This is a genomic window from Cupriavidus basilensis (assembly GCF_000832305.1).
Classification (GTDB): Bacteria; Pseudomonadota; Gammaproteobacteria; order Burkholderiales; family Burkholderiaceae; genus Cupriavidus; species Cupriavidus basilensis_F.
On record NZ_CP010537.1, the window covers coordinates 799,553 to 822,374 of the forward strand.

The following is a 22,822-nucleotide window of genomic DNA, read 5'->3' on the forward strand; positions in this document are numbered from 1 at the left end:
GTTATCGAAGCATGGACATCAGTACTCCAATGTCCGGGAGTTGTTCTAGCTCTGCGATGGCGCGAAAGATCGACGTGGCCCGATCTGCACCTACGACTGGGACAGCCAGGGCAAAAAACTTGGACCCGAGCCGATGGCGCTGCCGCGCGAGGTCGGATTCGGGAAGACCACTATCGTGATGGCCTGTGAACTGGCGACCATCGTATGTATGAATGCGTACCTGGACCAACATGCGCGGCCATTCCCCAGGCATGAACTGCACGCGCACTCGATCGCGCAGCGCTACCAGGTCGGCCCGTTGTACCATCGCATCAGAATAGACTGCAGGGGACGAAGTGTCTGCTCCAGTAACGGCGAGCGCCGCATTTAGTCGCAGGCTGAATTTCGCTTCTAGACCGGTGCGTGGCTCGCGAATGTCGCACATGTTTTGCGCGCCAGACTCCACATCCAGCTCGATGCGGTCGATATCGTCAGCCGCCAATCGATGCTGACGGCACAATTCGCGTATGGCTTCGATTGACGCATGCGTGCCGTAGCAAGCGGCGTGGTACTTGAAGAGGTTGTGATTCAGATAGCTGTCTTGCTGCGGAATGGCCGATGCTGCATCGATGGCGGGGAGCTGACTTGTGGCATCGGCGAAGCCTTGTGTCGCCTCGAGAAGGTCCGCTCGCCCCGTGAAACCGCGTGCGGCCAGTTGTGCGCCGGTCACCCCGTTTTCTGCCGCCTTGCCCGCATGTAGCGGCTTGCACATGGTCCCGAATTGCGCTTTCACGCCGCCAGCCTGGGTGCCTGCGATGCCCAGTGCAATGGAGGTGGTGCTTGCGTTCAGTTGCATGAGGCAGGCAGCGGCACAGGCTGCGCCAAAGCTACCCACCGTGGCCGTGCCGTGAAACCCTCTCTCATAGTGGTCGCGCCCGAGGTACTGACCAACCATGCCGACCATTTCGTAACCTGCTACGAAGGCGCGAAGCACGGCATCCCCGCTCAGCCCCCGCGCTTCCGCGACCGCGAGCGTGGCCGGCAATACGGCAGCCGTAACATGCACTTGAGCAGCTACGTTGACATCGTCGTAGTCGATTGCATGGCCAATAGCACCATTGATTAGGGCGGCTTGACGTACGCTTACGCGCTTGCCTCTACCCACCAGGGTTGCAACATGCTGCCCCCCGTCCTCTATGGCCTGGTCTATAAGCAAGCCGACAAGCGGATCCTGCGAGCCTGAGAGTGCGACACCAACCCAGTCGAGTACACACTGGCGTGCCAGCTCGACGTGGTCCGATCGCAAGGGCGCGTCCGCGAACGACATGGCACGCGCCACAAGTGCGCGTGTGATCTGAGAGCGTACTGGTTGCAGATCGGTGAGTGCGCCGTTCAAGTCTGTCTCCGCAGGTCTTTTCTTTCCATCGTCAATATTCTGAGCCAGAAAGTGCAAATTTACTTGCGGCTTCGGAAAGGAATCATGCATGTGATACGGAAGAAGTTTTTGAGAGCTTATTTCCCGCGCGCGCGCCAGCAAGATAAGAGAGATCACATATGTGTTATTTGGCTCGACGACTTTACACGCTATTGCGGAAAAGCGAGCATTCGGTAAAGGAGGGTTAAGACCGGCGAGAGTGATCGCTGTCGTCCAGTTCGCCTTCGGCGTTCGCTGCCAATCAATGTAAGCCCGGAGCCAGGATATGTGGAACCGCGCGACGCGTGGTAATTCGGTGGCGATGCCGAACCCCGATGAGGTGAGCCAGAGCGCAACGACTTCGTCCCTCATGCGTCCTGCGCAATCAAGGAAATAGGCGCTGAATTCTGGCGTGGATGGTCGTAGACGGCCCCTTCATGCAAGCGTCATCGACAACAACAACTAGCAAGTGGAGGCGTGGTCGATCTTCAACTGTAGTTCGTCGGAGGCCACCCTAGCTGTGCATGAACCTAATATGAATTCCTCAACTCACGATACAGAGTTTGACTACATTGTTGTAGGTGCGGGCTCAGCAGGTTGTGTCCTGGCAAACCGTCTGAGTGCTTCGCCGAACGTCAGTGTGCTTCTCCTGGAGGCCGGGAAGGATGCCGAACCGTTCTGGGTTCGCACGCCGGCGGGTGTTGGGAATCTCTTCTTCAACGAGCGGCTCAACTGGAAGTTTTTTACGGAGCCGGAAGCAAACCTTGGCGACCGCCAAGTGTATTGGCCGCGTGGAAAGATTTTAGGCGGCTCCAGTTCGATCAATGGCATGGTCTATGTTCGAGGCTTTGCTAGTGATTACGACCGATGGCAGGCGCAAGGGAATCCTGGCTGGGCTTGGAGCGATGTACTGCCGTATTTCAAGCGAGCCGAACACAACGATTATGGCGCCAGCGAGTCTCGTGGGGTCGGAGGCCCGCTTCACGTTTCGTTTCCACATCGCCAGCATCCGACGACCGAGGCGTTTGTGCGGGCAGGTGCAGCGGTTGGTCTTACACGACATGACGACGTGGTTGCCGGCGGTGATGCGGAAGGGGTGGGTTACCTTCAGCACACCATTGGCGAAGGCCGGCGCTGGTCGAGCGCGCATGCCTATGTAAGGCCAGTGCGCCAGCGTACCAACCTAGCCATCGAGAGTGAGGCGGTGGTGACTCGATTACACCTCGATGGCCGCTGCGTAGTAGGTGTCGAGTACATACGTCGAGGACAGAGCCGGACGATACGAGCGCGGCGCGAGGTGATCCTCAGTGCAGGGGCGATCGGTTCACCGCATCTGCTTATGTTGTCGGGCATTGGCCCCCCAGATCACCTGCAGGAGATGGGGGTGCGGGTGCGGCATGCGCTGCCCGGCGTAGGCTGCAATCTGCAGGATCATCTGGCCATCAACGCCTGCTATGAGGTCCGCAAAGACGCCTCACTGAATGCCGCGCTTTCCGGGTGGCACAAATATCTCAACGGTGTCGATTACCTGCTGCATCGGCGCGGCCCGCTCGCCATTGGAGCTTCGCACGCGGTGGCTTTTGTTTGCAGCAGTACTTCCATCAAGGTGCCAGATATCCAGTTGAGCTTCCGGCCACTGAGTTTCGCCTTTGATTCAAAGAACAAGCTGCGAATGCATACCTTTGCTGGCGTTCAGTTCGCCAGCGCAATGCTTCGGCCGCGCTCACGTGGACAAATTCTGCTTCGCTCGCCCAATCCCTTCGACGCGCCCGTTATCCATGCCAATTACCTTACCGATCCCGATGACATGCGGGTCATGGTTGCGACGCTGGAGTGGACCCGGCGTCTTGCGGCCACGGCGCCATTGGCTGACATGGTGGTTCGTGAGTATCTACCCGGTGAAAATGTACGATCGGCTTCAGAGGTGGTCGAGTTCATCCGGCGCAGCAGCCAAACACTGTTCCACCCGGCAGGCACGTGCAAGATGGGCTCCGACTCCTTGGCGGTAGTCGATGAAAGGTTACGTGTGCGCGGCATCGAAAACCTACGCGTGGTCGACGCGTCAGTGATGCCAACCATTGTGAGCGGCAACACCAACGCCCCGACGATCATGATTGCGGAGAAAGCATCTGACATGATCTTGGAAGACGCCCGCAGTTGATACGAAAATCCTAGGTCTTTTGTACATCTTTCATGATATGACTACATATACACTCAACCACTTCATTGATGGAAGTGAGCGCCTGCCCGCTGGCGGTTCCTACATCGACGCATTCGATCCGCGCAGCGGCCGGGTCATTAGCCAAGTCGCCCTGGGTAATGAGGACGATGTTTCGGCCGCAGTCACTGCGGCAGCCGATGCATTCGGAAAATGGCGCGATATGCGTCCGATCGCGCGCGGCCGGCTGCTGACTCAGGTAGCACTCGCTATCCGTGCACAGGCGAAAGAGTTGGCGGCCATCGAATCACGGGAAACCGGAAAATCGCCGTTGCAGGCGTTGGCCGAAATCGAAGGTACTGCACAGTATTTCGAATTGTTCGGCGGGTTGGCGACCGCGCTGATGGGGGAGACCATTGGCCTGGGAACCGGCTACCACTCATATACGATTCGCGAACCCTACGGTGTGGTCGGAGCTATATTGCCGTGGAACGCGCCGATCAACCAGGCAGGCCGGGCTTGCGCGCCAGCGCTGGCGGCTGGAAACACCGTCGTCGTCAAGCCCTCGGAGGCAACTTCAGGCTCGGTATTGGCACTGGCGCGTATTCTGGTCGAATGCGGCGTGCCTCGAGGCGTGCTCAATGTCGTTACCGGCGTGGGGTTGGAGGCTGGCCAGGCGTTGGTGGTTCATCCTCAAGTGCGAAAGATCACATTCACTGGATCGCTACGCGCTGGGCAAGCCATCGCAAGGTTGGCTGCCGATCGGATATTGCCGCTCACGCTCGAACTAGGTGGAAAGTCCCCCGACATCGTCTTTGCCGACGCCGATCTCGCCGCGGCCGCGCCAGGCGTTCTCAAGGGGTTTCTGACCCATGCCGGTCAAGTGTGCTTGTCGGGTACTCGAATTCTGGTAGAACGCTCGATTCATGATGAATTCGTGGTGGCGATGAAGAAAGCCATGCAATCCTATGTCGTTGGTGCAGTTGATGGCACCGTCGGTCCGATGACGACCCACGCACAGTACCAAAAGGTCCAAGAGTACTATGCCATAGCAAGAGCGGAAGGTGCGGTGGCGGCGGTGGGCGGCCGCTTGCCCGACGATCCGGCGCTGGCCGATGGTTGGTTCGTGTTGCCAACGATTTATACGGGCGTTGACAATTCCATGCGCATTGCCCGCGAGGAGGTATTCGGTCCGGTCGCCTGTGTGATGCCATTCGATGACGAGGCCGAGGCAATCCGGATTGCGAACGACAGCGACTATGGTCTCGCCGCCGGCATCTGGACGCGCGATTTGGCTCGCGCCCATCGCATGGCGACCTTGCTAGAGGCGGGACAGGTCTATGTCAACGAATACATGGCCGGCGGAGTCGAAACGCCGATGGGTGGCTACAAGCTGAGCGGGTACGGTCGAGAGAAGGGACTTGAGGCGCTGCGCAACTATACGCATCTCAAATGCGTGACGATACGACTATGAGGATTACGAATCGGACTCCACGACGCCCCTACTGATTTCTGCCGCAGGCATTCTGGCGTTCTTCACGCTCGGGCGTGCGGAAGATCCACAGTTTGCGGGTAAGCAGATGACGATCGTCACTGCCTGGCCGGGAGCGACGGCTCGGGAGATGCAGGATCAGGTGGCGGAACCATTGGAAGAGCGCATGCAGGAACTGCGGTGGTACGACAGCACGGAAACCTACACACGGCCCGGTTTGGCCTTCACCATGGTTTCACTGCTTAATAGTGCCCCACCGTCGGAAGTTCAGGAGTAGTTCTATCAAGCCCGCAAGAAGATTGGGGACGAGGCCAAGAAATTGCCTGCGGGTGTCATTGGCCCGTTGGTCAACGACGAATATGCAGACGTGACGTTTGCGCTCTTTGCCCTCAAGGCCAAAGGGGAACCACAGAGACTGCTGGTGCGCGATGCGGAAGCACTGCGTCAGCAACTACTGCATGTTGCGGGTGTGAAGAAGGTCAACATCATCGGGGAACAACCTGAACGCATCTTCGTGTCCTTCTCCCATGTTCGTCTGGCTACGCTGGGGGTTACACCGCAGGACATCTTCGTCGCGCTCAATAGCCAGAACGTGCTGACCCCTGCCGGATCCATTGAGACCAAGGGGCCACAGGTCTTCCTTTGCATCGATGGTGCGTTCGACAGAGCCCGATCGTCGCGCAGGGGCGGACGCTGAAATTGTCGGATGTGGCGACCGTCGAGTGTGGTTATGACGCCCCCGCCACCTTCCTGGTCCGCGACGGCTGCGAACCGGGATTGTTGCGCGGTGTCGTGATGCGCGACAACTGGAACGGGCTCGACCTTGGCAAGGCACTTGAGGCGGAAGTCGCTAAGATCTGAGCCAGCCTGGAGCAAGCAGCTGCCCCAGGCTGTCCTCAGAAAGTCCTTGGGCTCAAAATTTGTGCGTGTAGCCGATGGTGTACCACTGAGACTTCGCCGAGATATTCGTACCTGTGCTCGGTCCCGTTCCGGTTACCGTCCGGGGGATATCGTACTCCAGTGCGAAGGTTACAGTATTGGCTTTATCGACGTTGTAGCTGAATCCCGCCGTAACGGACTTCGTTGTGATGCCGTTCGCATAGAAGTTCGCTAGAGTATGGTCCGAATCAATAAAGGAATTGGCGGCGCTGAATCCGGCCCGTACTGTCCAACTGGGGTTGATGTCGTATGACACACCGATTCGAAAGACGTTCTGATCGTGCCAGTTGAATGTAGCTGGATCGTTGTAGCCTGCTGCTCCACTCCAAAGGATTCGAAGAAAATCTGCACCGATGGTTAGTCCGGAAAGTGGCCTCACTGCGATGCCTACTCCGTACTTCGATGGACTATCTAGATGCCCGTTGCTTGATGCCAGAAGGTCGTCACGATAGCCTGCAAGCGGGCTGAACCGCGTCTTCGTATAGTACGACGCCCCGAGGCTAACCATCGGGGTCAGGTCCCACAGAACGCCGAATCCGGCTCCGATTCCCCCTGCGTATGAGTCGCCGTGGGTGGGAACGGCGGCAGGACCGCCAGGACCGGCGCCGACCACACCGTTTGCTCGAAACTGTTGCGCGCCAATGATGAGCGACGCGCCCAGCGATACATTTGAGGCTGGCTTGTAGGTTACCGTTGGACTGGTTCTGACGATCATGAGGCTTGACCGGGCGTCAGCAAGCCCCGGAATCGGTAGAGCTGGCGAGCTGTACTTGGTCCCAAGGCCTGCGCCGGTGACGGACACACCGACGGTCCACCGTGGATCAATTTGATAGTTGAATCCAAAGCCTGGAGCGGGTTGAATGACGTTGGAAAAGTGCGAGTTCGTTTCGGTGCCGAACGAAGCATTTACCCTTGCGGAAACCAGCACACCATACAGGTCCAGCCTTGTGCCGACCCCGGCCATGCCCGCAGGATTGTCTGCCGCAGCGGTCGCTCCTTGGGGGATCGCGATGCCGACGCCGCCCATGCCGGCTGCCAGCGCGCCGTTGGCCGACAATTCTGATCCATTATTCGCGCGCGCGGTGTTGCACGCTAGGTTGAAGCCCAAGACCAAGAACGAGACAGCCGCTACTTTCTTCCTACGGGGGTACATTTTCGTCTCCGAGTTATATTTGTTCGCGCCACGTGCCACCACCGCTAGCCCGGAATTCGGGCCAAAACAAGGCTTGCATCAGCTTGGACACATCCATTTGTCGGTGTGTGAGTTGATCGTTTTCCCTATTGGCGCGGCACAGATAGCATGAAGGAGGACATGGATGCTGGCTTGCCGGATGTTGCGGTCATTGGGGAATGTTGCTCTGGAAGTTCGAACAAACGGCGCGAGCACGAATCATGTATCGTTGGACTGACTTCCATGAAAATTCCGGTGATCACGTCACGCAACTCCGCACTCCCGCGTGTAGGGAAGCCGAGAGCGTGCTGGACGCAGCAGAGCACTGTGAATGCTGAAATGGGGAGCGAACGATGAAATGGGAGGCGAGCGATTGTCCGCCACTGAGGGTTACGGCTAGGCGAAGCTGGGATGCCAGCTTCGCCTACGCGAAGCGTTAGTGCGACTTCGTTTCGGTGCGGACCAGGTTTTCTATGGCTCCGATGCCGTCAATTTCCACCCTTACACGGTCGCCGCTGCGCAGAGGGCGCGGTGGCTTGTGGCCCCAGCCTACGCCTCCTGGTGTGCCTGTAAAGATGACGTCACCCGGCTCTAGTGTCATGACTTTCGAGAGATGCTCTATCTGGGCATAGCAGTTGAAGATCAGATTCCTGGTGTTGGATTTCTGACGCAGTTCTCCATTGACGAAGCACCTGATGGGAAGCTCGTGAGGGTCGTTGATGTCGTCTGCCGTGACAATCCAAGGGCCGAACGGTGCATGCGTATCGAACGACTTCCCGAGAAGGAACTGGGTTGTCCGGAACTGCCAATCTCTCACGGATACGTCGTTCGCGGCACAGTACCCGAATATGAACTTGTGTGCGTCGCTCTTTGAAACGTGACGGCAACGACGACCAATGATGAACGCGAGCTCGGCTTCGTAGTCGAGGGCATCCGAGACCATTGGGATTTCGATTGCGGAGAATGGGCCGGTGACTGCCGTCGGCATCTTGGCGAACCATAGCTGGTCTGTTGGGGGTTCCATCTTGGATTCCGCAACATGATCGGCGTAGTTCAGACCGATGCCAAGAATCTTGCCCGGCCTTGGAACGGGCGCCAGCAGTGTGACGCCATCGAGCCGAACGTCGGCGCGAACGCGCGTCACCAAGCGGGCCAAAGCGTCTTGCCATTGGCACCAATTCTCAATCAAGTTAACGGTGTCAGCGGGTACGCCTGGGATGTGGAGGCTGACGTCAATGATCCCATCATCGACGACGAGGCCAGGGCGTGGACGGCCTGGGGTTGTTTCAAAAGTAGCGAGCCTCATTGGCGACCTCTCATGCTAGTGGGGGTAGACGGTGTCTCGAGAATACTGATCTTGGCCTTAACACTCCCATGGAGCTTTCGGATCCACGGCGATGCCGTAGCGCTCTATGGCTTCCTTGCAGAGCGTTGGGTTGATGCGACCGCTTCGGGCAAGTGATTCAAGGGCTGCGAGGACGATGTGATGGCGGTCAACCTCAAAAAAGCTGCGCAGAGCGCTCCGCGTGTCGCTACGCCCGAAACCATCGGTGCCCAGCACCGTTAGCCTTGCGTCGACGTAGGGCGCGATGAGCTGTGGCCATGCTCGTACGTAGTCTGTGGCGACAATTACCGGAGTCTCTCCGGAAAGGGCGCAGCCAACATAACTTTGGCGGGGCTCTTCCTCGGGATTCAACCGATTCCATCGCTCGACTGCGCGAGCTTCACGTGCCAGCTCACTGAAGCTCGTTGCGCTCCAGATCTCGGCCTCAATATTCCAGTCGTGCGAAAGCAAGTCCGCCGCAGCGATTACTTCGCGGAGAATCGCCCCCGAGCCAACAAGGCGCACCTTCTCGCCGGCCTCGGCAAGTTGACTGGCGCCATAAAGATAGAGACCGCGAATGATCCCCTCGGCCGCGCCTTCGGGCAGGGAAGGCTGAGGGTAGTTCTCGTTCATCAGAGTGACGTAGAAGAAGACGTCCTCCTGATTCTCTAGCATGCTGCGCATTCCATGGTCGAGGATTACCGCAAATTCGCCGGCAAAGGCGGGATCGTAGGCACGGCAGTTCGGCACCATTGAAGCGGTGACAAGGCTGCCTCCGTCCTGGTGCTGCAAGCCTTCGCCGCCAAGAGTCGTGCGGCCCGCCGTGGCGCCAAGCAGGAACCCTCGGGCTCGCTGGTCTGCGGCGGCCCAGATGAGGTCCCCAATCCGCTGAAAGCCGAACATGGAGTAGTAGATGTAGAAGGGGAGCATCGGGAGGCCGTGCACACTGTAGCTAGTCGCCGCCGCAACCCAGGAACTAATAGCTCCGGCTTCGCTGATGCCTTCCTCCAGGATTTGACCATCCAATGCCTCTCGATAGCTGAGGATGGAACCGATGTCCTCCGGTTCGTAGTGCTGGCCGACGCTCGAGTAGATCCCAATCTGCTTGAAGAGATTTGCCATTCCGAAGGTACGTGCCTCGTCCGCAACGATTGGCACGAGCCTCGGAGCGAGCGTCTTATCCCTTAGCAGATTGCTGAGCATTCGCACGAAGCCCATCGTGGTCGACATCTCCTTGCCATCGGCTTCTATAGCGAAGCGCGCGTAGTCGGCGAGCGCGGGGACCTTGAGTGGGGGCGCCTTGATGGAACGGGAGGGTACGTAGCCACCGAGCGCTTCGCGTCGCGCGTGCAGATAGCGCATTTCGTCGCTGTCCTCCGCTGGTTTGAAGAAATGTAGCGCTTCAGTCTGCTCGTCGGTCAGTGGCAGCTGGAAGCGATTGCGGAAGCTGATGAGATCGTCTCGGTCAAGCTTCTTCTGCTGGTGGGTCGTCATCTTTCCCTGGCCGGCATCGCCCATACCAAAGCCCTTCTTCGTTTGCGCCAGAATGACCGTGGGCTGTCCGCGATGTCGGGTTGCTGCATCATAGGCGGCGTAGATCTTGACCAGGTCATGACCCCCGCGTTTCAAACGGTCAATCTGCTCATCCGTAAGACCCTGCGCCAAGCTAGCCAAGGCTTCGTTTTGGCCGAAGAAGTGTTCCCGGTTGTAACGACCATCCTTTGCAGCGAAGGTTTGGAACTGGCCGTCGACAGTGTTGGAGAATGCTTGAATCAGCGCTCCAATTGTGTCCCGGGCAAACAGACCGTCCCAGTCCGAGCCCCACGCCAGCTTGATGACGTTCCAACCTGCCCCGGCAAAGAGTTCCTCCAGCTCGTCCATGATGCGGCCATTGCCGCGAACGGGGCCATCGAGTCGTTGCAGATTGCAGTTGACGACCCAGACCAGGTTGTCCAGGCGTTCGCGTGCAGCGAGGGTTAGCGCGGACATGCTCTCGGGCTCATCCATTTCGCCATCGCCAAATACACCCCAGACCTTGCGCCCCTCAGTGTTGAGCAAGCCGCGATGCTGAAGGTATCGCATGAAGCGAGCCTGGTAGATCGACGATATCGGGCCAATTCCCATTGAGCCGGTCGGGAACTGCCAGAAATCTGGCATCAGCCACGGATGGGGATAGCTGCAGAGCCCCCGGGCTCCGGCTTTGTTCGCCGTGATTTCCTGTCGATAATGAGCCAAATCGCGCTCTTCGAGGCGGCCTTCGAGGAAGGCGCGCGCGTAGACGCCTGGCGCGGAGTGTGCCTGGTAGAAGACCAGGTCACCGCCGAAGGAGTCGGTTCGAGCACGAAAGAAGTGATTGAACCCGACCTCAAAAAGATCAGCTGCGCTAGCGTAGCTAGCGATGTGCCCACCCAGTTCTCCATATGCTTTGTTTGCGCGCACCACCATGGCTAACGCGTTCCACCGCACGATGGAGCCCAGGCGCTCTTCCATCGCAAGGTCGCCTGGGAAATGTGGCTGCCGGTCTACCGGAATGGTATTGACATAGGGAGTCCCGCGAAGCGGCTTCCAGCCAATTGACGGGTGTTGGCCCAGTGTCGCGAGCATGTCAAGGATGAAATGTGCCCGATCGCGCCCTACGGCATCGACGAGAGACAGCAGTGCATCGCGCCACTCGGCGGTCTCTTGAGGGTCGCTATCGACCAGGGATTGCTCGCCGTGGGCGATGTCGAGAAAGTGTTGGTTTCGATCATTCATAGGTAATCGGCAGGGGCGTCAGCGCGTTCAGCAACCTCTTGGCCAAATTTCGTCCTGGCGTTTGCGCTGATTTTTGATGGGCGGCCATGGGACCAGTCTTACGTAGGATGCATGGCCGGCCGCGGCGGGGCTGGAAGAATCGTGCGGTACTTGGGGAAACTTGCGGAGGAATCTGAGGCCATCATGAGGAAGGAGCGCGACTGTCCGGAACTGGTACTCCGTGATGGCGGACTCTGCTCTCGGCGGTTGCTTGGGGAGAATCAATCGCAATCAATCCACAGTACCGCACGGTTCCGGGAGAGATTCATCCGTTCTCCTCCATACTGAGCCAGAGTGCTATCCGCGTGTCTTCTTATGCCTGGTGCCGAGAGGACAATGTACGAAACAAGTATTGATAATGGATGTTGATATGGGTCATTTGACCATTGATCAAAGTACCTGGATTTCTATCTCGCAGACCATCGCAGACCATGTCTGGCTCATTGACAACAACATGGCCGATCGGGCGATAGATCTCTTCGCAGAAGGAGCTCGTCTGGAGTTTGCCAAGGGCGCCCCGGTGCCAGCTGTTTATGACGGGAAAAAATCCGTTGAGGGATTTCTCAAGGCGCGCGCCGCGCAGCGGGATGGGGTTAGTCGCCACATTGTTACCAACGTCAGGATGATCCGCCAGGAGGACGGCAGCGTTTTGGCGACGTCCCTTGTGACACTTTATCGAGGTAATGCCGGAGAGCGGAGTACAACGGCAGCAGTGATAGCCGATGTGACGGAGACCTACGTTCTGGAGCCAGACCAGGTCTGGCGAATCATGGAACGCGTCGTGATGCCAGTGCTGTTGGCCAATGCAACATAGTGTTGAGGCCGTCACGTCGACGGCCGCCGATAGGGATAGGGATAGGGAGGCTCTGCACGTAGTGGATGAAGCAAACTGACCATGCTCGCCGGCTCGACGATTCATGGCAAGCACATCCGCCGGCTAATTGGGGACGAGATGAACCGCGTGGTGCCGTGAGTCGATCTGGTGATGCTGATCGCTCCGTACGCCCCGGAAGGCAAGTGCGGCAGTACACCGCACAACTCATGACTTTGTCGCGCTGTCCAACTTGTGGATGGCGCGCGGCAAACTGTGGCTGCCGGGGACTGAGCGCGTTTCTGGCTCGGGCCGATGCCTCGCGCGCAGCCCGCGAATGCTGCTCTGCGCGTGCCAGACAGCTTCGCTCCGGTCTGATAGGTTGGCGTCGTGGCACATTCGGCTTCCTGTCAAACATCCAGGCACAGTCGATTCGCGTTTGTGCAGAGCATCCCTAGCGATTCAGTAGCCGATATTCGCGTGGCGTGCAATCCATGATTTGTTTAAACGCGCGGGCGAATTCGCTCGGGCAGGAGAATCCGACCTCTAGTGCGATGGTTGTTATGGGCGTCCGCGAGGACTTAAGCAAGTCTGATGCCTTCCGAATTCTGAGGTTTAGCAGATACTTATATGGCGGAACACCGAATGAAGTCTTGAAAGCGCGAGTGAAGTGGAAGCGGCTGAGACCTACCCGTTCCGCCAAGGTTGCAAGATCAATCTTCTGATCCAGATTCTCTGATACAAATTCTCTGATGATGTTCCGTGCCCGAGACGAAAGGCCTCCCGAGCAACGCGATGATGAGGCGCTAACGTCGTTCTGTGCGTAGCGCACTTCCACGGCGAGCATCTCCACCAATGTCTCGAGATATAGCGGATCGACAGGCTCTCCATCGCTTCCAGAGCAAAGTTGTCGAAGCCTGTCTGAAAGTGGAAAAAGCAGATGTCCGGTGAGACCGAGAGAAGGGTGTAGGGGACTGCGGGTAGGTGTGGTTTCGGAATCCGCCTGGCCATGATCATCCTTGACCGATACAAGGATGCAGCCAATGTTGCTGCCTTGCCTAGCGAGCGCATGAAATTCTGTGTTTGCGGGGACGACATCAATTCCTCGATCTAGAGGGGATGATGTGGCAGAGCGCAGCCCGGATACGTGCCGCTCTCCGTCGACGAAGCTTCCACGGTCGAAAATCATGAACGTGTGTTGACTGCGACGAAACCGTGCGGAGTGAGGCTTGGCGCCGACCGATACCCTATGAATAGAGCACCATGGTGTATCCAGCAATGATGCAACGGGCACATCGATCAAATCTGCCGTCGCCAACTCCGAATATCCCAGGTTCTTCCACCAGTGGAAGTCGCCGGCGATTCCGCGGTTCGCCTCTTCGCGAGGGATCAAGGACATGTTTGTCTCCTATCAGCGGCGACTCTGGGGGCGCCTCCAGTTTACGCTTGGTTCCCTCGAAGTATATAAACGTATAAAATAAATTTAAACCGGTAAAAACCCGCACGAATATGCGCAATAAAGCACGTTTTTTTTGCTGAATGTGGCTGAGGCGGTATATTTGTGAATGCACCGTACGTTAGCGGCAGGGGGTCACATGAGTGAGACAGCGGCAGCAGAGCCTAGCCGGCGTTCGGTAGGCGAAAAGCGAGCGATGACGAAGGGCGGCCAATCTTCCAGGGTGGATGGCACGACACGAGCCCAAATTCTTTCGTCGGCGATGCGATGGTTCGCGAGGCGTGGGTTCGATGGCGCTTCGGTCACCCAGATTGCGGCTGACGCAGGTGTGCCCCAGCCACTAATCAACTATCACTTTGGAACCAAGCTTAAGCTTTGGCAGGCTTCCGTCGACTTCCTGTTCGATGAATTGATCAAGGACCTGGCCATTTTCAGTTCGTCGCTGCGGGACCTGGAGCCGGTCGATGCGTTGAAAGTCACACTACGACGTCACGTCGAATTTGTGGCGCGCCGGCCAGAATTCTTCATGATTGCCATTGTCGAGGGGCGCGAAGATACAGAGCGCCTGGCATACCTTATGGAGCGGTACATCAACCCGCTTAACAAGACAATGGAGGAGCTGATCCTGGCAGCTCAAAAAAAGGGGCAGATCAAAAACGCTCCCGTTTTGAACTTACTTGAGATCATGATTGGCGCGACCATCATCTTCTTCGGGCCGTCAGCAGCTTTTCGGTTCTCAGAGGCATTTCTGACAGAGGGAGCGGGCCCGAGCGTTCGACACGCAGACGTTGTGGTTGACGTCCTGTTCCACGGTTTGGCACTCTGAGCACATCGGGTGCCCAGGTAATCGGATTGACGGCGCGCGCTTGGCGACGGACTTGCGTGGCCGCCTCCCTGAAGTCGTACCCACATCAGCATCGCCTTCCTTCGCGTCGTTGTTGATACTCCGTTGCTCAGCTCTGAGTCTTGCAGCAGCCTCTTCCGCAGGCTACTAAACACAACGTCTTCCTATTGTGCGACGCACAAGCCTCGCTCGGCAACCGGAGACGCATATTCCCACAAGCAATCCACATTACAGCAATGTTCACACAGTGGTGTTGCCGAGGGTTGTCAATACTTCGTGCAATGGCAAATCAAGCTGTACGTGGCGATCCCCGCTTGCCGAAGTCCCGGCAGAAGCCTTGGTTTGCGATCCGAGAGAAATCGCTACCGGATTCCGGGAGCGTCGCTACCTGCGCAAGAGCATAGCTAACGAGCGCCTTTTCGATCCCCGGGGCGCCAAAACAAATAGGAGACGACAATGACGACATCTCGCGCGGCAACGCCGCCTGCCAAGTTCGCGCACTTTGTTCTGCGAACATCCCGCTACCAGGAGGTTGTCCGGTACTACACCAACCTCCTATGCGCACACCCGTCCTTTGCAAACGACGTGTTGACGTTCCTCACGTACGATGAGGAACACCATCGAATCGCCGTACTCAATGTGCCCGAGCTCGCAGATCAACAGGCAGGAGTCGCGGGAGTTCATCACGTTGCATTTACCTACGGCTCGCTGGCAGAGCTGATTGGTAACTACGAACGTGCCAAGGAGCTCGGCATCGAACCAGTCTGGTGTACCAATCATGGTCCGACCACGTCGCTCTACTACCGTGATCCGGATGGGAATCAACTCGAGCTGCAGGTGGAGAACTTCGACACCATCGAAGAATCGACCAGATTTTTCTATTCTCCGGAATTCGCCGAGAACCCAATTGGCGTCGACTTTGATCCGTCGGAGCTTGTTCGTCGCTTTCACGCGGGCGAGTCCGAGGCCGGACTCAAGAAGCGCCCACATGTTGGCGCTCGCCGCTTCGACTCCACCGTAAAGATTGTTTGATTGCGTAGCAGAGGTTAACTCCCATGATTGAAACTCCGATTCTCATTGCCGGCGGCGGACCGGTTGGCTTGACCCTCTCGCTCGAGCTGGCCCATCAAGGCATCAGAAGCATCGTTGCGGAACGCAATCCCACTACGACACGTCATCCCAAGATGGACTTGACCAATGGTCGAAGCATGGAGTTGTACCGACGCATCGGCATCGCCGACAAGCTTCGGAAAGTGGGTGTGCCAGAGAGCAGTCCGTTCGACATCGTCTGGGTGGATAGTCTGGCGTCTCACGAACTCTGTCGCTTTCCATACCCGTCAAGTGCGAGGTCTCAAGAAATCCGGAAGACTCAGAACGATGGAACTTTGACACTCGAAGCGCCGATGCGGGTGAGCCAGATTGTTTTCGAGCCGGCGCTCAAAGACGCCGCCGACGCAAGCGCTCTTGCACAGACGTGGTTCGGCTGGAATGTTGAATCCTTCGAGCAGGATGCGAAAGGCGTGACAACACTCTTGCACAACCGCGATCTAGGTGAAACCCGCGAGGTGCGATCCCAGTATCTGGTTGGCTGCGATGGCGGCAACAGTATGGTCCGTCGCCACCTTGGAATCGAGTTGCACGGAACAAGCAATGCTGCTCAAGCCTTCATGGTGCACTTCCGCTCTGACGCGCGCGATCTTCTGCAGCGCTTCGGGGTTGCTTGGCATATCCAGACGGGGAGTGGCGCGCTAATCGCTCAGAACGACAAGGATATCTGGACGCTGCAGGCGTTCCTGCCGCCTGGAGTCAAAGGGGAGGAGTTGGATCCGCACGCGGTACTGAAGAGTTGGATCGGTGAGGACTTTGACTACGAAATTCTTCAGGCAAATCCGTGGTGGGCCCATTTCCTGCTCGCCGATAGCTATCGACAGGGGCGGATCTTCATTGCCGGCGACGCATGCCATCAATGGATGCCTACCGGTGGGTACGGGATGAACTGTGGCGTTGCAGATGCCGCAAACCTGGGCTGGAAGCTTGCAGCGGCAGTTCAAGGGTGGGGCGGAGAACCCCTTCTGGACTCCTATGAGCAGGAGCGACGACCGGTCGCAGAGATGTCACTCAAAACATCCCAACGCCATTTGGGTGTGAGGCTGGAAATTGCACAGGCCTATGCAAGCGCGGGCGAGTTGTCTGGCGAGGGCGACGAGGCTGCGGCACGTCGCACCGAACTTGGTCGAAGAATTCTTGAGCTTGGCAATGCCGAGAACGAGGGGTGGGGCGCTGAACATGGTTACCGATATGCCTCGGCTGTGACGCGGGAAGAGGCAGGCGAACCTCCGGCATTCGATGCGCTGAGCTACACGCCTTCGACCTGGCCGGGAAGCCGTCTTCCGCATGTCTTTCTTTCGGATGGAACGGCAGTGTACGACCGCCTTGGACCTTGGTTCTCTCTGCTGGTCCTGAGGGGCGCGGATACGTCCGAGTTCGAGTCGGCGGCCAAGGACCTAGGGGTGCCCGTGAGAATCGTGCATATCGCGGACGATACCGCCTCGCGAATCTACGGTAGTGCTCTGGTGCTTGTTCGCCCAGATCAGCACGTCGCTTGGCGGGGAGAAGTGCTGCGGGAAAATTGCGCATCCATCCTGGCCTATGCAGCAGGAAGGGCCACCGAAGTGATTCCGGCAGCCGCTTGAATGGTGCCAAGGGCAGCATGAGGAGCTAGAACGGCCGCTCGGACGTAGCTCCCGTTCCAACCGGTCGGTGCCCTAATCGGCCCTGACCGGACAAAGACGAAGGTGGGCCTTAAAAAATCTGGAGACAAGCATGTCTGAAAATAAAGCACAAGTATCACGCTGCCCATTCTCGGCCGCAGCGAAGAACTTCGACCCGTTCGACCCGACATTTCTGGAGCAACCGTTCTCGACGCTAAAGGAGCTGCGTGAATCTGAGCCGGTATTCTTTGACGAGAAGCTCGGCTATTGGGTTGTTACGCGCATGGACGACGCCAAAGCAATCCTTCGGAATCAAAAGGACTTCTCAGCGGACATTGTGCTTGATCCCATCGTGCCTCTGTATCAGTCCACAATCGAAAACTTCATGCGTTCCGGGTTCCACGGGGGCGGTGGATCTCTGGTGAACGACGTGAACCCTGAGCACGACGAGCGCCGAAAGTGGTTGGCAAAGAGCCTGACTCCACAGCGCGTCAAAGAGCTCGAACCGTTCGTGCGGGAAGCCGTGGTGAAGTGTATCGACGGCTTTGTCAAAGATGGTGAAGTGGATCTCGTGAAGATGCTGGGCAACCAGGTGCCCGCAGTCGTCCTCTTGAACTTCCTGGCCATTCCACAAGAAGATCTTGAGCGAGTTAAGGCATGGGCCGAGCCGACGATCTTGTTCAGCTGGGGCCACCCGACAGAGAGCGACCAGAACCATATGGCTGACATGCTTGGGGAATTCTGGCACTACTGCAAGGCGCATATCGCAAAGCTACGGGACAACCTCGGTGATGACGTAGTTAGCGAGGCAATCCGCGGGCAGCAAGAGAAGAGCCTTTGGACGGATGACGAACTGACTCGCATGGTGCTGAATTTCACATTTGCGGGGCATGACACGACCACAAATGCCGCGGCAAACATGTTCGAGACACTGATGAAGCACCGAGAATCGTGGGACGATCTTTGCAGAAACCCGGCATTGATTCCCAATGCAGTCGAGGAGTGCATTAGATTTGCGCCATCGGTGATCTCGCATCGTCGCCGTGCTGTAAACAACATCACAATTGGCAGCGCTGAGATTCAGGCTAACGATAAGATATTGATCTACTTTGCCGCTGCGAATCGAGACGACGCGACTTTCGCGAACGGCGATACGTTTGACATCCATCGTGACGGTCCGAATCGACACGTGACGTTCGGCTTCGGATGGCATGCGTGCTACGGTGCTCCTCTGGCAAGACTTGAACTGAGGATCATGCTGGAGGAGATGACAAAACGCCTGCCCCACATCCACCTCAAGCCGCACCAAAGGTTCGAGTACGCGCCACTGAATACAACGATGCGCGGACCGAGCCATGTGTATGTGCAGTGGAATCCCGCGCTGAATCCTCTACCGCTGGACAGGCCATCGAACTGAATGTGGTGAACGCCTGTGAATCTAGAGGGCTTCGTAGAGAGAATTGTTTTTGTCAACAGATGGGCAAGGACCGGACCTCATTACGACGAATGACGTGTCGCCTAGCGAGGTGGTGTTGCAGTTGAAGGCCGGCCGGAGGTTGGGGGTAATAGATGCTGCGCCAGGGGGGAGCGGCGTCTACCCCCACCAAGAGCAGAGGCGACATGCCAGAGAGTGATGGGGTTACCTCAATTTTGAGAGTTAGTCATGATTGATCTGAAGGATGTGATACCGGTCCGTGTAGTGCGCAAGACCGTGGAGTCTGAAGGTATCGTCAGCTTTGAGCTGGTACATGCGGAGGCGGGGCGCCTACCCTCTTTCGCGCCTGGTGCGCATATTGATGTTCATATTCCAGGTGGTTTCGTACGCCAATACTCCCTATGCAACGCGGCGCGTAAAACGGGACGCTACGTGGTCGCTGTTCTGCGTGACCCTTCGTCGCGCGGAGGTTCGACCGCCCTTCACGATTCCGTTAGCGAAGGCGATACGCTTGAGATTTCGCCTCCCAGGAACCATTTCAAGTTGAACGGAGAGTCGGTTCATAGCCTTCTTCTTGCTGGGGGTATCGGAGTTACTCCCATTTTTTGCATGGCGGAGCAACTTTATGAGGAAGGCCGCTCATTCGAGCTCCACTATTGCGCGCGGAACAAGCAGAAGATGGCATTCCATGACGCTATGTCCCAGGCTGCGTGGTCGAGTTCGCTTCGCCTGCACTTCGATGATGGTGCGCCTGCACAGAAATTTGATATTGACTCTGTCTTGGAGGGGGCTGGCGCAGATACGCATCTCTACGTTTGCGGTCCACAAGGCTACATGGATGCGGTTCTGGACGCAGCGCGAGGGATGGGCTGGGCGCAGGAGCGACTGCACTACGAGTATTTCAAGGCTGACGTGATCCACAAGGATACCGATTCAGACTTTGAAGTGGAAATCGCTAGTACCGGTACCGTCCTGAGCGTGCCGGCGGATAGGAGCATCGCATCCGTGCTGAACGAGCATGGCTTCAACATCTCCATGTCTTGTGAGCAGGGCGTTTGCGGGACGTGCGTAACGAAAGTGCTATCCGGGGTGCCAGATCATCGCGACTCATTTCTGTTGCCCGATGAGCGGGATGCCAATGACCAGATGACACCTTGCTGTTCGCGCGCCAAGTCCAAGCGGATCGTACTCGACCTGTAGTCGTCCTTGACCATTGATACACGATACCACTGCCATGTACCAACAGAGTAAAGTCATCATCAGCTGTGCCGTCACGGGAGCAATCCACACGCCATCGATGTCGCCACATTTGCCAATTACACCAGAGGAAATTGCGGAGTCGTCGATTGCCGCGGCTGAGGCGGGTGCGGCGATCATTCATCTTCATGCCCGCGATCCCGTAACTGGGCGTCCCGACCAGCGGCCGGAAGCGTTCCTTCCTTTTGTAAGGGAAATCAAGGCACGATGCGATGTGGTGCTGAACCTCACGACTGGCGGGTCGCCGTATATGACGGTTCAAGAGCGGATGATGCCGGCGAAGGTACTCAAGCCTGAAATCGCGTCAATGAACGTTGGCTCGATGAACTTCGGCCTGTACCCCATGCTGAAGCGCTACAAGGAATTCAAGCATGATTGGGAACATTCGTATCTGGAAAGCAGTAAGGACCTGATCTTCCGGAACACCTTCGGCGATCTTCAGACAGTTCTGACTGAGCTATCGCCAAACGGAACCCGATACGAGTTCGAGTGTTACGACACATCGCACTTGTACAACCTGGCGCATCTCGTCGAGTTGGGGCTTGTGAAGGCACCCTATTTTATTCAAACCGTGTTTGGCATTCTCGGCGGTATCGGCACGCATCCGGACGACGTCATGCATATGAAGCGGACGGCGGATCGGTTGTTCGGAAGTGACTATCGCTGGTCGGTTCTAGGTGCCGGCGCGAGCCAGATGAAGATTGCTGGCATGGCCGCATCCATGGGGGCGAACGTACGGGTGGGGCTGGAGGACAATCTGTGGATCGGAAAGGGGAAGCTCGCTCAGAGTAATGCTGAGCAGGTTTTGAAGGTCCGTGAAATTCTCGATGGCTTGGGTCTGGAGGTCGCGAGTCCCAGCGAGGCGCGTGAGATTCTCCAACTGAAAGGTGCCAGCCAGGTCGCATTCTAGTTTGCAATCACTGTCATGTATGCCCACTTCCGGCCATGGCTACGTCATGCAGGTGCTTGTCGCGCAAGCAGATGGCGTGCTGCCGCATTGGTGTGGCGGCGGCGGGGATGACTCTGACCGTTATGTGTCTATATTGAATCGAGGGGAATTGGATAATGTCGACAAAAGAATTCCTGAAGCAGGCCTGGTATGCGGCGGCATGGTCCGACGAGGTGAAGCACGAACTGTTGACGCGCACCATCATCAAGGAGCCGGTGCTGTTGTACCGCCGCGAGGACGGTACCCCCGTCGCGATGGGCAATGTCTGCCCGCATCGCTTTGCTCCGCTCAACCGGGGCAAGCTGTTGGGCGATGTGGTGCAGTGTCCGTACCACGGGTTGCGGTTCAATTCCATCGGCCAGTGCGTTCACATTCCGCATGGCGACGGTACGGTATCGCAAAAAATGGCCGTACCGAGCTATCCCGTTGTGGAACGCCACAAACTTATCTGGGTCTGGATGGGTAATCCTGCGGACGCCGACCCCGCCACCATCCCGGATTTCAGTTGCCACGAGGATGATGAACTCGCCTTCGTCGGGGGGATGCTCGAGGTTGATGCAAACTACAAGCTCGTCGTCGACAACCTGATGGACCTCTCCCATGCCGCGACCGTGCATGAAGGGTTGTTGTCGATGCCAGGCCTGTATACGAGCAAGCTGGAGACCATCCAGCGCGGCACCACCGTTTATGCCAACAAATGGATGCCCGACGGCGAGATCCAGCCGGCCCATGCGATGCTCTGGAAGGATCATGTTCCAGGAGAGAATTGCGACCAATGGGCCTATATGCGATGGGATGCGCCGGCTCACTTATTGCTAGACGTCGGTGTCACGAAGGTAGGTGCGCCGCGTGCGAAAGGTATCTTTATGTATGGCACCGACGTCCTGACGCCCAAGGATGAGTTCACGACCTACTACTTCTGGGGTGTGACGCGCAACTACGACATTGACAATGAGGTTGCCAACGCTCAGTGGCGAGAGATCATCAAGATGGCCTTCGATGGGCAGGACAAACCGATGATCGAGGCGCAACAGAAGGTGCTCGGCGAGCGCGATATCGAAGATATGAATCCCGTGATGTTCTCCGCCGATACCGGATCGATGCGAGCACGCCGTGTGCTGGCCGGACTGATCCGTGATAAGGGAACTCCCCAGCCCCAGATCGTGCCGTTGCGCTCACATCGACACGAGGTTGAGAGTTCCATAAATCCCGTCCTGCCGGCCATTTAAGACAGCCCTAAGGCAGCGGTAACCGTGCTCTCGGAGAGACTCCGTTTCTAGGGCGCGGCGACAGTCCACGCACGTCCGCCACTTACAAAGAAGCGAGGGGACGATGACACGCGGTATCCAAATCAAGATGAGATGGGGGTTAATGTTTCATGGCCTGAATTCCAGTGCTCTTCTTCCACTGGCACACGATGGCGTGGAACTAACTGCAAACGGGCCGACTGCCTGTGGTGTTCGAGTATGACATCCCCAAGACGCTAACTGACACGGGCGCCGGGCCTGCAGCGCCCCGGCCACCGCCGGCGTTGCGAGAGCCGTGCAAGTGACGTGCGGGCCGAGTTGCCCGATCGACGCACTGTGCTGAACCAGGATTTGCACAATGCGCCCGGCGGCCAGTGGGCCGATGCGCAGCACGTGTCGCCACCAGCTGCTGCCTCGCTGGTTGCACAGCGCGTTCAGATCCGCCAAGGTCACGATGCCGGCTGCCGAAAGCCGGCGCACCAGCGGCGCGGCCAGCCACAATCCGACGTCATGCGCGGGCAGCGGTTGCGGCGTGCCCATGCTTTCGAGGTAGCGCACCGCCTTGATCGCGCGGTCCATGCTCGTGCCGGAGCGTCCGGGCGTGGCCGACGCCTCGGCCAGGTCCTCTCGCGCGTGTAGGCGTGCGCGTTGTACCAGGTCGTCACGGATCGTGTGCAACATCGCTAGTGCTGCGCGAGGCCCGGGAACTTCGTCGGGGTCGGTCGCCAGCCAGCGGCCCGCGATGACGTCAAGTGGCAAGCCCTGCAGCCAGGCCCGCAAGGCCGCATAGTGGACGCGAGTGAGCATCGTCGGCGCCAGGCTAGTCGTCATAGCCTGGGCAT

Annotated in this window: 16 protein-coding genes and 1 pseudogene; 11 read left to right on the forward strand and 6 right to left on the reverse strand. The window is 57.7% G+C overall.

The genetic code is table 11. From position 1 onward, the window contains the following. Position 1: 1 nt before the first annotated feature. A complete protein-coding gene (locus tag RR42_RS24380) occupies positions 2-1,765 on the reverse strand; it encodes an MmgE/PrpD family protein (protein WP_082055084.1) in 1,764 nt (587 codons plus the stop codon). Positions 1,766-1,928: 163 nt separating this feature from the next. Between RR42_RS24380 and RR42_RS38140 the strand changes: the two genes are divergently transcribed. The 3 genes and pseudogenes from RR42_RS38140 to RR42_RS38815 all read left to right on the forward strand — a co-directional run. Continuing rightward, positions 1,929-3,554 (forward strand): GMC family oxidoreductase, encoded by a 1,626-nt coding sequence (locus RR42_RS38140; RefSeq protein ID WP_043353753.1) that lies wholly within the window; start codon positions 1,929-1,931, stop codon positions 3,552-3,554. A gap of 37 nt (positions 3,555-3,591) precedes the next feature. Further along, on the forward strand, positions 3,592-5,025 hold the full coding sequence (locus RR42_RS24390) for an aldehyde dehydrogenase family protein (protein ID WP_043357802.1): 1,434 nt from the start codon (positions 3,592-3,594) through the stop codon (positions 5,023-5,025). Positions 5,026-5,056: 31 nt separating this feature from the next. Then, a pseudogene (locus tag RR42_RS38815) lies at positions 5,057-5,901 on the forward strand (efflux RND transporter permease subunit); the annotation flags it as partial. Between the two features lie 55 nt (positions 5,902-5,956). On the opposite strand, the gene RR42_RS38820 reads toward RR42_RS38815, so the two are convergent. From RR42_RS38820 to mdeB, 3 genes are all read right to left on the reverse strand, one after another. Continuing rightward, on the reverse strand, positions 5,957-7,135 hold the full coding sequence (locus RR42_RS38820; RefSeq protein WP_082055085.1) for an OmpP1/FadL family transporter: 1,179 nt from the start codon (positions 7,133-7,135) through the stop codon (positions 5,957-5,959). Positions 7,136-7,589: 454 nt separating this feature from the next. Next, positions 7,590-8,459: a fumarylacetoacetate hydrolase family protein gene (locus tag RR42_RS24410; RefSeq protein ID WP_043353760.1), complete on the reverse strand. Its 870-nt coding sequence runs from the start codon at positions 8,457-8,459 to the stop codon at positions 7,590-7,592. Between the two features lie 57 nt (positions 8,460-8,516). After that, positions 8,517-11,231 carry an alpha-ketoglutarate dehydrogenase gene (mdeB, locus tag RR42_RS24415; protein WP_082055086.1) on the reverse strand — a complete coding sequence of 905 codons (2,715 nt, stop codon included), beginning with the start codon at positions 11,229-11,231 and terminating at the stop codon, positions 8,517-8,519. A gap of 409 nt (positions 11,232-11,640) precedes the next feature. Here mdeB and RR42_RS24420 point away from each other — a divergent pair, with 409 nt between their 5' ends. Then, on the forward strand, positions 11,641-12,084 hold the full coding sequence (locus RR42_RS24420; RefSeq protein WP_043353761.1) for a nuclear transport factor 2 family protein: 444 nt from the start codon (positions 11,641-11,643) through the stop codon (positions 12,082-12,084). Between the two features lie 451 nt (positions 12,085-12,535). On the opposite strand, the gene RR42_RS38825 is transcribed toward RR42_RS24420, so the two are convergent. Further along, positions 12,536-13,480 (reverse strand): helix-turn-helix transcriptional regulator, encoded by a 945-nt coding sequence (locus tag RR42_RS38825; RefSeq protein WP_082055088.1) that lies wholly within the window; start codon positions 13,478-13,480, stop codon positions 12,536-12,538. 196 nt (positions 13,481-13,676) lie between these two features. Here RR42_RS38825 and RR42_RS37900 point away from each other — a divergent pair, with 196 nt between their 5' ends. From RR42_RS37900 to RR42_RS24455, 7 genes are all read left to right on the forward strand, one after another. Continuing rightward, entirely contained in the window at positions 13,677-14,363 is a 687-nt protein-coding gene (locus tag RR42_RS37900; RefSeq protein WP_158408307.1) for a TetR/AcrR family transcriptional regulator, read from the forward strand. A gap of 474 nt (positions 14,364-14,837) precedes the next feature. Then, a complete protein-coding gene (locus RR42_RS24430; protein WP_043353763.1) occupies positions 14,838-15,413 on the forward strand; it encodes a VOC family protein in 576 nt (191 codons plus the stop codon). Positions 15,414-15,436: 23 nt separating this feature from the next. Then, positions 15,437-17,074 carry an FAD-dependent monooxygenase gene (locus tag RR42_RS24435; protein WP_043353766.1) on the forward strand — a complete coding sequence of 546 codons (1,638 nt, stop codon included), beginning with the start codon at positions 15,437-15,439 and terminating at the stop codon, positions 17,072-17,074. A 130-nt stretch (positions 17,075-17,204) separates the two neighbouring features. Then, positions 17,205-18,509, forward strand: a complete 1,305-nt coding sequence (locus tag RR42_RS24440) for a cytochrome P450 (RefSeq protein WP_043353768.1) — start codon at positions 17,205-17,207, stop codon at positions 18,507-18,509. Positions 18,510-18,755: 246 nt separating this feature from the next. After that, complete coding sequence (locus RR42_RS24445) at positions 18,756-19,727, forward strand: PDR/VanB family oxidoreductase (protein ID WP_052494926.1); 972 nt, start codon at positions 18,756-18,758, stop codon at positions 19,725-19,727. Positions 19,728-19,761: 34 nt separating this feature from the next. Beyond that, the gene (locus RR42_RS24450) at positions 19,762-20,694 is read left to right on the forward strand and encodes a 3-keto-5-aminohexanoate cleavage protein (RefSeq protein ID WP_043353769.1); all 933 of its coding nucleotides are present in this window, start codon (positions 19,762-19,764) and stop codon (positions 20,692-20,694) included. A gap of 155 nt (positions 20,695-20,849) precedes the next feature. Beyond that, a complete protein-coding gene (locus RR42_RS24455; RefSeq protein WP_052494927.1) occupies positions 20,850-21,962 on the forward strand; it encodes an aromatic ring-hydroxylating dioxygenase subunit alpha in 1,113 nt (370 codons plus the stop codon). A gap of 147 nt (positions 21,963-22,109) precedes the next feature. On the opposite strand, the gene RR42_RS24460 is transcribed toward RR42_RS24455, so the two are convergent. Beyond that, positions 22,110-22,787 (reverse strand): phage integrase family protein, encoded by a 678-nt coding sequence (locus RR42_RS24460; protein WP_158408308.1) that lies wholly within the window; start codon positions 22,785-22,787, stop codon positions 22,110-22,112. Positions 22,788-22,822 lie beyond the last annotated feature (35 nt).